This is a genomic window from Brevundimonas sp. NPDC055311 (assembly GCF_053645695.1).
Window position 1 is genome coordinate 1,114,072 of record NZ_JBSHMV010000001.1, and the last position, 12,056, is coordinate 1,126,127.

At 67.2% G+C, this 12,056-nt stretch carries 9 protein-coding genes; all 9 read left to right on the forward strand.

The window, feature by feature from the left end:
- Positions 1-41: 41 nt before the first annotated feature.
- The 9 genes from ACWIDZ_RS05410 to ACWIDZ_RS05450 all read left to right on the forward strand — a co-directional run bounded on the left by ACWIDZ_RS05410 (position 42) and on the right by ACWIDZ_RS05450 (position 11,928).
- A complete protein-coding gene (locus tag ACWIDZ_RS05410) occupies positions 42-740 on the forward strand; it encodes an HAD family hydrolase (protein WP_453989080.1) in 699 nt (232 codons plus the stop codon).
- Positions 741-944: 204 nt separating this feature from the next.
- A complete protein-coding gene (locus tag ACWIDZ_RS05415) occupies positions 945-4,265 on the forward strand; it encodes a TonB-dependent receptor (RefSeq protein WP_343828517.1) in 3,321 nt (1,106 codons plus the stop codon).
- A gap of 175 nt (positions 4,266-4,440) precedes the next feature.
- On the forward strand, positions 4,441-4,761 hold the full coding sequence (locus tag ACWIDZ_RS05420; protein ID WP_453989081.1) for a ribonuclease E inhibitor RraB: 321 nt from the start codon (positions 4,441-4,443) through the stop codon (positions 4,759-4,761).
- A 10-nt stretch (positions 4,762-4,771) separates the two neighbouring features.
- Positions 4,772-8,071, forward strand: coding sequence for a carbamoyl-phosphate synthase large subunit (carB, locus tag ACWIDZ_RS05425; RefSeq protein ID WP_453989082.1), 3,300 nt, complete (start codon positions 4,772-4,774; stop codon positions 8,069-8,071).
- 292 nt (positions 8,072-8,363) lie between these two features.
- Positions 8,364-9,686: an amidohydrolase gene (locus ACWIDZ_RS05430; RefSeq protein ID WP_453989083.1), complete on the forward strand. Its 1,323-nt coding sequence runs from the start codon at positions 8,364-8,366 to the stop codon at positions 9,684-9,686.
- Positions 9,687-9,772: 86 nt separating this feature from the next.
- Positions 9,773-9,991 carry a cysteine protease gene (locus ACWIDZ_RS05435; RefSeq protein WP_453989084.1) on the forward strand — a complete coding sequence of 73 codons (219 nt, stop codon included), beginning with the start codon at positions 9,773-9,775 and terminating at the stop codon, positions 9,989-9,991.
- Between the two features lie 53 nt (positions 9,992-10,044).
- Positions 10,045-10,257, forward strand: a complete 213-nt coding sequence (locus ACWIDZ_RS05440) for a hypothetical protein (protein ID WP_291779317.1) — start codon at positions 10,045-10,047, stop codon at positions 10,255-10,257.
- A gap of 178 nt (positions 10,258-10,435) precedes the next feature.
- Positions 10,436-10,909 (forward strand): transcription elongation factor GreA, encoded by a 474-nt coding sequence (greA, locus tag ACWIDZ_RS05445; protein ID WP_003170051.1) that lies wholly within the window; start codon positions 10,436-10,438, stop codon positions 10,907-10,909.
- The gene (locus ACWIDZ_RS05450) at positions 10,900-11,928 is read left to right on the forward strand and encodes a mitochondrial fission ELM1 family protein (protein ID WP_453989085.1); all 1,029 of its coding nucleotides are present in this window, start codon (positions 10,900-10,902) and stop codon (positions 11,926-11,928) included. Before greA ends, ACWIDZ_RS05450 begins: the two co-directional genes overlap by 10 nt.
- Positions 11,929-12,056 lie beyond the last annotated feature (128 nt).

The window sequence follows — 12,056 nt, forward strand, 5'->3', positions numbered from 1 at the left end:
GCAGGCGTGCTAATCCCCCGCCGAAATTCTGGAGTTCGCCCATGCCCGTCACCACGGTCGGCCTCGATGCCGACGACACCCTCTGGCACAATGAGACCATCTTCCGCCTGAGCCATAAGCGGTTCGCCGAACTCCTGGCCGACCATGCCGAAGAGCCGGTGATGTTGGACCGCCTGGCGCAGGTCGAGCGGCGCAACCTGCGGCTCTACGGCTACGGCGTGAAGGGTTTCACCCTGTCGATGCTCGAGACGGCGATGGAGCTGTGCGACGGCTCGGCCCCGCCCCACATCGTGCGCGAGATCCTGGCCGCCGGGCGCGAGATGCTGGTCCATCCCGTCGAGACCCTGCCCGGCGTGGCCGAGACGGTCGCCGATCTGTCGACGCGATACCGCCTTATTCTGATCACGAAGGGCGACCTGATGGACCAGGAGCGCAAGCTGGCCGCCTCACGCCTCGGCGAACACTTTTCAGCCGTCGAGATCGTGTCGGAAAAGGATCGTTCGACCTATGAACGGGTTTTCGCGCGCCAGGGCGTGACGCCGGACCACGCGGCCATGATCGGCAATTCCATGCGGTCGGATGTCCTCCCCGCCATCGCCGCCGGCGCCTGGGGCGTGCACATTCCCTACCACCTTACCTGGGCTCACGAACTGGCCGACGCCCCCGAAGGCCACCCCCGCTACGTCACCCTCAGCCGCTTTGACGAGGTGCCGAATTGGCTCGCCGATCACACGGAATAAATCGAACATAGTTCTTCAAAATTACCGCAATAACTCGACGTTATTCGGCCTTAATTGGGCACAATTTGTCCCAAATTTGCAACAACGACACATTACCGTCTCGTCATATTCACCTTGCCGTCGATCCAACTTGACCCGCGTCCGATGAGGCAATCCTGTGGCGCTCCATGGTCTATACCGTGACGTTTTGTAAGGCTCATTCGCATGCGTTTTAATCGCTCCTCCCTCCTCGCCAGCACCGTGCTGGCCGGCGTCGTCGCCGCCGCCGCCAGCGCCGCCAGCGCCCAGGTCGATCAGCCGGCCTCTGACGCGCAGGCCACCGAAGTCGGCGAGATCGTCGTCACCGGCTCGCGTATCCGCCGCAGCGCCGCCAACGCCCCGACCCCGATCATCCAGGTCTCGCAGGAAGAGATCCTGTCGACCGGCCAGACCAGCGTCATCGACTATCTGGCCACCATCCCGGCCCTGCAGAACTCGACCGTTCCGTCCGACACCACCGGCTCCAGCCTGAACACGGGCGGCCTGTCGCTGGCCAACCTGCGCTCGCTGGGCGCCAACCGCACCCTGACCCTGGTCGACGGCCGTCGCCACATCGGTTCGTCGGGCGGTGAACTGTCGGTCGACGTCGACGCCATTCCGCGTCTGCTGATCCAGAACATCGAAATCATCACCGGCGGCGCCTCGTCGGTCTACGGCGCCGACGCCGTCTCGGGCGTGCTGAACTTCATCCTCAAGAAGGATTTCGAAGGCCTGGAGATCGACGCCAACTACGGCCAGATCAACGACAACGGTGAAGCTACCCGCCGCATCTCGGGCCTGATCGGCAAGAACTTCTTCGACGACCGTCTGAACGTCTATGCTCACGCCGAGTACGAGAAGATCGACAACGTCGATTCGATGGACATCGACTGGATCCGTCGCGGTCCGGCCCGTCTGGCCATCGACGCCGATCCGACGAACAACCCTTATGACGGCCGCCTCGACGCTCAGGTCTTCTACGGCCTGAACCGCCTGGACATTCTGCCCTGGGGTCAGACCACCCTGGCCAACCTGCAGCGTCCCAGCGACCTGACCAACCCCAACGTCCCGTACCAGAACTGCTTCTCCGACGGCGACTTCACCTATGCGGCCAACTGCTACGGCATCATGCCGGGCAAGACCTTCGTCTACGACGGCGGCGTGGCCCGTGAAGCCAACTTCGGCCAGCGCGTCGGCAACGTCGGCATCAACCGCCCCTACAACATCGGCGGCGACGGCATGCCGATCGGCGAAGTCTCGGGCTTCAGCCGCGTTCCGGCCTCGGAATCGCAGCGCTATCAGGTCGGAACGAACTTCAAGGTCACCGACTCGATCAACTTCCACGCCTCGGCCAAGTACATCACCGAGGAAACCTTCATGCGCGGCCAGCCGACGTTCTTCGACATCGACCTGGACAACAGCTCCTACGGCGCCGGCCAAACCAACTCGATCTGGGCGACGTCGGCCTTTGATCTGCGCTGGGCGGACAACGCCTTCCTGCCGCAGTCGATGAAGGACGCCATCGCCAACAACCGCATCGACGTCTACGCGCCGCCGACCGCCGAGAACGCGGGCGAGCTGATTGACTCCGTGGCCCTGCCGATCGCGCGTCACAGCTTCTTCGGCCCGCAACGCTCGCAGCGGAACACCCGCGACCTGCAGCGTTACGTCGTCGGCTTCAACGGCGACCACGGCCCGGTCGGTTTCGCCAAGTCCCTGTCCTGGGACCTGGGTTACACCTACGGCAAGATCGAGATCGAGAACATCGAGCGCGGCGTGGACGTGCAGCGCATGGCCCTGGCGGCTGACGCTGTGGTCGATGCAACGGGCATCCTGGGAACGCCCGGCGCGATCGTTTGTCGTTCGACGCTCATGAACGCCCGCGGCGACGCCACGATCGCCGACCGCGTCCGTGGCGGCGATCTGCGTGACACCGAGTACGGCCGCAACGCCATCGCCCAGTGCACGCCGCTGAACATCTTCGGCGAAGGCAACCAGTCCGCCGAGGCCCTGGAGTACGTCGACGCCTTCGTCCGCGTCGAGGAAATGAACGAGCAGCACCAGCTCCTCGGCTCGTTCTCAACCGAGCTGTGGGACTTCTGGGGCGCCGGCAACCTGGGCTTCGCCTTCGGCGGCGAATGGCGCAAGGAAACCACCTCGGCTGTCGGCCGCAGCACCACGGCGGGCGACCGCCTGCTGTTCCTGAACACGGGCGCCGACTTCCCGGAAGTCAGCTATGAGTCCAAGGAACTGTTCACCGAACTGTCGGTGCCGCTGTTCCGCGACTCCATCCTGGGCGAATACGCCGAGCTGAGCGGCTCCTACCGCTGGGCCGACTATTCGACCGTCGGCAACGTCGACGTCTACGGCGTGAACCTGGTCTACCGTCCGATCCGCGATCTGACCTTCAAGACCAGCTTCAACACCTCGGTTCGCGTTCCGAACCTGGGCGAGAACTTCTCGCCGTATGGCCAGACGTTCGCTAACGCCTTCACCGACCCGTGCGCTACGACCAGCATCGCCGGTCTCGACGACCAGCAGATCAAGGCCAACCGCGTCAAGAACTGTACGGCGCTCGCCGCGCAGCAGGGCCTGACCTTCGACTTCGCCGGCGACACCGCCACCAACACCGACGACTTCAACCCGAACTACACCTCGGGCATCGCCGGCGTTTCGGGCGGCAACCCCAACCTGGAGCCGGAAGAGTCGGAATCCTTCACCTTCTCGACCGTCTATCAGCCGAGCTACGTTCCGGGCCTGACCCTGTCGCTGGACTACTACGAGATCCGCATCGACAAGGTCATCGCTGCGGTTTCGGCCGCCAGAATCGCTGAAAACTGCGTCAACGGCGCCGAACTGAACATGGACGCCTGTAACTCCATCTTCCGGAACAACCCGGACATCGAGTTCGGCATCGGCGCTCCCTCGGGCGACCCGATCGGCGGCTTCATCGAGCGTTCGTTCAACTACGCGGCCCTGGAAACCCGCGGCCTCGACTTCGGCGCCAACTATTCGTGGGACACCGCGGATTGGGGCAAGAACTGGGGCGCCTTCGACTGGCGTCTGCAGGGCTCGTGGCTGATCGAGCAGAAGCAGTTCCTGAACGAGTCGGATCCGTCCGACTACACCGAACTGGCGGCCAGCATCGGCCTGAGCGGCACCAACGCCTATCCGCGCGTCCGCATGGCCTCGTCGCTGTCGTGGCGTCCGAACGACATCTGGAACGTGAACTGGACCGCCGACTGGCAGTCCGCCACGAACATCGTCCGCGCCCGCGACTTCGTGAACAACGCGGACTCGCGTCTGGTCGACCAGATGAACACCGGCAACTTCGTGCGTCACGACCTCACGGTGCGTTACAACGTCCGTGACGACCTGACGCTGCGCGCCGGCGTGGTGAACCTGTTTGACGCGGAACAACGCGACATCCTGGGCACCACCATCTACTCCAACTTCGACCCCTACGGCCGCCGCTTCTTCGTCGGCCTGAACTTCCGTCCCTTCTAAGAACGGACAGGGTTCGAAACTCTGCGGGGGCGGTCCTTACGGGCCGCCCCTTTTTCTTGAGCGGTAAGGCCGGATAAGCCCTTGCCCCCCGGCCCCTCCCTCTCTAAACGGGCCGCTTAACCGACAACCCGAACGGATCGGCCGCGAGCACGCTCGCGCCCGTCCGTCTGCGCGCGTGGAGACCGCCGCCCTGACCAATCATGAAGAAAAGGACGCCATGGTGCGCGCCGCGCTCGCAGAGCAGGGCGACAGCGGGATCACCCCGCGCCATACGCTGTTCTACTTCTACGGCGAGGAAGAGGCGCACGGCGACCTGTGCGAGGTGGCCCGCCGTGCGGGCTTCCTGACGCGGGGCCAGGGCGACATGACCGTCCTGGAGACAACCATGCCGGTCGACGAGGCGTCGTTTTCGCCTGTGTCGGCCATGATGCAAACCTGGGCCGCGGCCTTCCAGCTCGACTACGACGGCTGGGAGTGCGCGGTCGTGACGAACTGAGTAGACGCCGATGCCCAAGCGCACAGACATCAAGTCCATCCTGATCATCGGCGCCGGTCCGATCGTCATCGGCCAGGCGTGCGAGTTCGACTATTCGGGCGTTCAGGCCTGCAAGGCGCTGAAGGCCGAGGGCTACCGGGTCATCCTGGTCAACTCGAACCCCGCCACCATCATGACCGACCCGGAGGTGGCCGACGCCACCTATATCGAGCCGATCACGCCCGAGATGGTCGAGAAGATCATCGCCAAGGAGAAGCCGGACGCCCTGCTGCCCACCATGGGCGGCCAGACGGCCCTGAACACCGCCCTGGCCCTGAACGCCTCGGGCGCCCTGGCCCGTCACGGCGTCGAGATGATCGGCGCCAAGGCCGAGGTCATCGACAAGGCCGAGGACCGTCAGAAGTTCCGCGACGCGATGGACAAGCTGGGCCTGGAATCGCCCCGCTCGCGCGCCATCCACCACATCGAGGAAGCCGACGAAGCCCTGGCCTTCGTGGGCCTGCCCGCCATCATCCGTCCGTCGTTCACGCTCGCCGGCACCGGCGGCGGCATCGCCTACAACGTCGAGGAATTCCACGAGATCGTGGAGCGGGGCCTCGACCTGTCGCCGACCACCGAAGTGCTGATCGAAGAGTCGGTGCTGGGCTGGAAGGAATATGAGATGGAGGTCGTCCGCGATCACGCGGACAACTGCATCATCATCTGCTCGATCGAGAACATCGACCCGATGGGCGTCCACACCGGCGACAGCATCACCGTCGCCCCGGCCATGACGCTGACGGACAAGGAATACCAGATGATGCGCGCGGCCTCGATCGCCGTGCTGCGCGAGATCGGGGTCGAGACGGGCGGCTCGAACGTCCAGTTCGCGGTCAACCCCAAGGACGGCCGTCTGGTCGTCATCGAGATGAACCCGCGCGTGTCGCGCTCCTCGGCGCTGGCGTCCAAGGCCACCGGCTTCCCGATCGCCAAGATCGCCGCCAAGCTGGCCGTCGGCTATACGCTGGACGAGCTGAAGAACGACATCACCATGGTCACACCGGCCAGCTTCGAGCCGGCCATCGACTACGTCGTCACCAAGATTCCGCGCTTCGCCTTCGAGAAATATCCGGGCTCCGAGCCGTCGCTGACCACGGCGATGAAGTCGGTCGGCGAGGTCATGGCCATCGGCCGCACCTTCCAGGAATCGATGCAGAAGGCCCTGCGCGGTCTGGAAACAGGCCTGAACGGCTTTGACGACATCGAGATCGACGGCGTGACCGGGGCCGAAGACGACGCCGCGATCAAGGCCGCCGTCATCCGCGCCCTGGGCCTGCCGACGCCGGACCGCATCCGCGTCATCGCCCAGGCCTTCCGCCACGGCCTGACGGTGGAAGAGGTTCAGGCCGCCTGCGCCTATGAGCCGTGGTTCCTGCGCCAGATCGCCGACCTGATCCGCACCGAAGGCCACGTCCGCGTTCAGGGCCTGCCCACGGACGCGACCGACTTCCGCAAGCTGAAGGCCAAGGGCTTCTCCGACGCCCGCCTGGGCGCCCTGACCGGCAAGACCGAGGGCGAGGTCCGCAAGGCCCGTCGCGCCCTGGACGTGCGCCCGGTGTTCAAGCGCATCGACACCTGCGCCGCCGAGTTCGCTTCCGCCACCGCCTATATGTATTCGACCTATGAGACCGGCGCCCTGGGTCAGATCCCGGCCTGCGAGGCCGAGGTGTCGGACCGCAAGAAGGCCGTCATCCTCGGCGGCGGTCCGAACCGCATCGGTCAGGGCATCGAGTTCGACTACTGCTGCTGCCACGCGGCCTTCGCCTTCGACGACATCGGCGTCGAGAGCATCATGGTCAACTGCAACCCCGAGACCGTCTCGACCGACTACGACACCTCCGACCGCCTGTATTTCGAGCCGCTGACGGCCGAAGACGTGCTGGAGCTGATCGACGTCGAACGCTCCAAGGGCGAACTGATCGGCGTGGTCGTCCAGTTCGGCGGCCAGACCCCGCTGAAGCTGGCCCATGCGCTTCAGGAAGACGGCGTGCCGATCCTGGGCACCAGCGTCGACAGCATCGACCTGGCCGAGGACCGCGAGCGCTTCCAGCAGATGCTTCAGGCCATCGGCCTGCAACAGCCGCCCAACGCCCTGGCCCGCTCGGCCGAGGAAGCCGCCATCAAGGCCGAGGAGGTCGGCTATCCGGTCGTCCTGCGCCCGTCCTACGTCCTGGGCGGCCGCGGCATGATGATCGTCCACGACCGCGAGGGTCTGGACCGCTACGTCGGCGAGGCCATGCGCGTCTCGGGCGACGATCCCGTCCTGATCGACCACTATCTGAACCGCGCCACCGAGGTGGACGTCGACGCCCTGTGCGACGACGAGACCGTCTTCGTCGCCGGCGTGCTGGAGCATATCGAGGAAGCCGGCGTCCACTCGGGCGACAGCGCCTGCTCTATGCCGCCCTTCTCCCTGCGCCCCGAAACCGTGGCCGAGCTGAAGCGCCAGACCACCGCCATGGCCAAGGCCCTGAAGGTGCGCGGCCTGATGAACGTGCAGTTCGCCATCGAGGAGCCGCACAGCGACAACCCGCGCATCTTCGTGCTGGAAGTGAACCCGCGCGCCAGCCGCACCGCGCCCTTCGTCGCCAAGACCATCGGCCAGCCGGTCGCCGCCATCGCCGCCAAGGTCATGGCCGGGGTTCCGCTGTCTTCCTTCGGTCTAGTCGACAAGGAACTGGACCACATCGCGGTCAAGGAAGCCGTCTTCCCCTTCGCCCGCTTCGCCGGGGTCGACACCATCCTGGGCCCGGAAATGCGCTCGACCGGCGAGGTCATGGGTCTGGATTGGAAGCGTGACGGCGAGGCCGATCTGGCCCCCGCCTTCGCCCGCGCCTTCGCCAAGTCCCAGACCGGCGGCGGCACCATCCTTCCGACCGAGGGCACGGCCTTCGTCTCGGTGCGCGACGCCGACAAGCCCTTCATCGTCGAGGCGGTGAAGACGCTGCTGGCGCAGGGCTTCTCGGTCATCGCCACCGGCGGCACCCATAGCTACCTGACGGAACAGGGCCTGGACGTCGGCCTGGTCAAGAAGGTGCTGGAAGGCCGTCCCAACATCGTCGACGCCATGAAGAACGGCGAGGTCCAGCTGGTCTTCAACACCACGGACGGCAAGCAGGCCCTGGCCGACAGCTTCTCGATCCGCCGCACGGCGCTGATGATGAAGATCCCCTACTACACCACGGCGTCCGGCTCGCTGGCCGCCGCGCAAGGCATCGCCGCCGTCCGCCACGGCGAGATGGATGTCCGCCCGATCCAGAGCTACAACTGAGATCAGGCCCAGTCCTGAACCAGAAAGCCCCCGCCGTGCGATCGCCGGGGGCTTTTTCGTGCCCCGCCTAGGCGCCGCCATCACCCTATAGTCGCCGTCATCCTCGGGCTTGACCCGAGGATCCAGCCATCCGCCTGCGTGACGTCGGCAAGGAAGAACGCGCCTCCAACTTGGATCCTCGGGTCAAGCCCGAGGATGACGGCAGAGAAGGCGCGCGCACACGACCCCTTCTCCGGTTGCCCCCTCCCCGTCAGCGGCTAAGGTCGCTCCCGACACCGGAGGGGACACCATCATGAAGAAGACCACGCTCACCGCCATTCTGGCCGCCGTTCTGGCGGCCGGTTCCGCGCCCGCCATCGCCCAGGACGCGGGGCTCAAGGCCGCCGTCAAGGCGGACTATGACGCCAACCTCGGCGCCCTGTTCGACCACTTCCACCGCAACCCGGAACTGTCGGGCCTCGAAGTCGAGACCTCGGCGCGCATGGCGCAGGAGCTGCGCGCCCTGGGCTATGACGTCACCACCGGCGTCGGCGGAACCGGCGTGGTCGCCGTCCTGCGCAACGGTCCCGGACCCACGGTCATGATCCGCGCCGACATGGACGGCCTGCCGGTCGAGGAGACCTCGGGCCTGGCCAACGCCTCCACCGCCCGTCAGGTCGACAGCGACGGCGTCGAAAAGCCCGTCATGCACGCCTGCGGCCACGACGTGCACATCACCGCCCTGGTCGGCACGGCGCGTCAGATGCAGGCGCGCAAGGCCAACTGGTCCGGCACCCTGGTTCTAGTCGCCCAACCGGCCGAGGAGCGTATCTTCGGCGCCCGCGCCATGGTGCAGGACGGCCTTTACTCCCGCTTCCCCAAGCCGGACTACGCCCTGGCCTTCCACGTCTCGGCCGACACCCCGACGGGACGGATCGGCGTGCCGCTGGGCATCACCTCGTCCAGCTCGGACAGCGTGGACATCGCCGTGCACGGTGTCGCCACCCACGGCGCCTCGCCGCATCTGGGGGTCGATCCCATCCTGGTCGCCTCGCACATCGTGGTGGGCCTGCAGTCCCTGCGCAGCCGCGAGACCAGCCCGCTGGAGGGCGCCGTGGTCACGGTCGGCGCCATCAAGGGCGGCATCAAGCACAACATCATCTCCGACCGCGTGGACATGCAGCTGACCGTCCGCGCCGACAGCCCTGAGGTCCGCGCCAAGCTGCTGGACGGCATCGACCGCATCTCGGCCAACACCGCCCGCGCCCTGGGCGTGCCCGAGGATAAGCTGCCGACCGTCGTGCGCTCGCCGCTGGAAAACACCCCGCCCACCATCAACGACGCCGAGACCGCCGCACGCGTCCGCGAGGCCCTGACCGCCGCCCTGGGCGAAGGGGTGCTGATCGACAATCCGCGCACCGGCATGGGGGCCGAGGACTTCGCCGAGTTCGTCACCCCCGAGCTGGGCGTGAAGGGCGTCTATTTCCGCGTCGGCGGCACGCCGCCCGATCAGGTGGACGACGCCCCCGGCCACCACTCGGGCCTGTTCCGCATCACGCCCGAGCCCGCCGTCACCCTGGGCGTGGAAGGCTCGGTTCTGGCCGCCGAGGCCCTGATGCCCAAACGCGCGGAATGAGACGATAAGGCGAGGCCGGGGCGCTGAACCCGGCGGCGTCCCGGCCGTTGCTCCCACAGGTTCCGCATCCGTAGGAGACGCCGTCCATGCCTCTGCCTCGCCTTTCCGCCCTGCTGGGCGGCCTGCTGCTGTCGCGTCGGGGCCGCAGCCTGGCCGCGCGCCATGCCGGCAAGATCGCCCTGGCGACTCTGGCCTGGCGATTGTGGAAGAGCCGCCGCGCTCCGGACCATGACGTCCCGCGCGGCGCCCGCACGACGTCCCGGCCGCCCCATCGGCGCCGTCGCTGGAGCGGGCGGCGGCGCTGAGGTCCGGAAGCCGACCGAGGAAACCCGGCCTGCCCGGCGGCGTTAACACTTTCATGCGTCTGTCTGTTCTCCAGGTCATCGCGGCCCTGTTCGCGGCCGTCTGTCTCGTCATCGCCTTCATCGCCGCGGGCGTCGCGGTCGTGTCCGGCGTCTTCATGCTCCTGGCCGTGGCGGCCCTGGGGTTCATCGCCTGGACGGCGCTGCGGCGCGCCTTCAGCCGTGATCGCCGGCCCTCCGTCCCGCCCGCTCCGACCACAAGGCCGTGAACAGGGGCTGAATCGGGGCTGCGCGCTTCCGCCACGCCGAATGGCGCCGGTCGGCCATCTTGAGTTTGGACGTCGGGCGCCCTACCTTCTTGGGCCGGTCACGCAACGCCCCCGTGGCCGCAGCGGTACCGGAACGTCTCTCACCTGTCTTCGGGCGTAGCAAGAAACTCACGACACAATGGAAAAAGTGCCGATGACGGCCGAGGGGTATCGCGCCCTCGACGATCAACTCAAGCAATTGAAGTCGGTGGAACGACCCAGCGTGATCGCCGCCATCGCGGAAGCCCGCGAGCATGGCGATCTGTCTGAAAACGCCGAATATCACGCCGCCAAGGAGCGCCAGGGCTGGATCGAAGGCTCGATCGCCGAGATCGAGGACAAGCTGTCCCGCGCCCAGGTGATCGACGTGTCCAAACTGTCCGGCGACCAGGTCAAGTTCGGCGCCACCGTCACCTTCGTGGACGAGGACACCGAGGAGGAAGGCGTCTATCAGATCGTCGGCGAACACGAGGCCGACGTGAAGCTGGGCAAGATCTCCATCGCCTCGCCGATCGCCCGCGCCCTGATCTCCAAGGAGGTCGGCGACGTGGTCGAGGTCAACACGCCCGGCGGCGTGAAGGCCTATGAGATCCTCAAGGTCGAGTGGAAGTAACCTCCGCCGACATCGAGGCTGAAGGCAGGGCGCGCGGCATGGCCGCGCGCCCTCTTTCCATCTGGGTCGTGTCCGACGGCCGCACCGGCATCCAGAACCAGGCCCTGGGCCTGGCCGAGGCCGTCGCCCGCCTGACCCCGGCCGAGATCACGGTCCAGACCGTCCGCTGGCGCCCCGCCTTCGACCGCTGGCCCTCGGCCCTGAAGACCCCCGCCATGCTGGCGCCGGGGTCGTTCGATCCGCGCGGCGTCGCCGAATGGCCTGACCTGTGGATCGCCACGGGCCGCGCCAGCCTGCCCCTGTCGGCGCGCGTGCGCGACTGGAGCGGCGGCAGGACCTTCGTCGTCCAGACCCAGGACCCACGCTGGCGCAACGACCGCTACGGCCTGATCGTCGCCCCCGCCCATGACGCCCTCAGCGGCCCCAACGTCCTGTCGATCACCGGCAGCCCTCACCGCATCACGCGCGAAAGGCTGGCCGAGGCGGCGCCCGCCTTCGCCGCGCGCATCGCCCCCCTGCCCCATCCGCGCGTGGCGGTGATGGTGGGCGGAGCGTCCGCCGCCTTCGACCTGCCGCCCGCCCACGCCGCCGATCTGGCCGGCCGCATCGCCGAGGCCGTGACCGCCGCGAACGGCGCCCTGCTGCTGACCTATTCGCGGCGCACGCCGCAGGCGGCCAAGGCGGCGATGACCGAACGCCTGTCGGCCCTGCCCGGCTGGATCTGGGACGGTACGGGCGACAACCCCCTGTTCGCCATGCTGGACGGCGCCGACCACATCCTCGTCACCGAGGACAGCGCCAACATGGCCGCCGAGGCCGCCTCGACCGGCAAGCCCGTCCATATCCTGCCCATGATCGCCAGGAAGGCGCCGGGCAAGTTCGCCCGCCTGCACGCCGATCTTCAGGCCCGCGGCGCCGCCCGCCCCTTCGACGGGACGCTGACGCCCTGGGCCTATGAACCGCTGAACGAAACCGAGCGCGCCGCCCGCGCCGTGCTGGCGGCCATGCCGAAGCGCTGAGGCCCCAAGCCGCTCTCCAGCGGCCCCTCCCAGCGGCCAAGGTGGCGAAAGGCCCTCGCCGTCCCCATATGTCGGGATCAAGGCAAAACCCAGCCCATGAATCGACGGCGGCATCGCCGGCGGTCGGC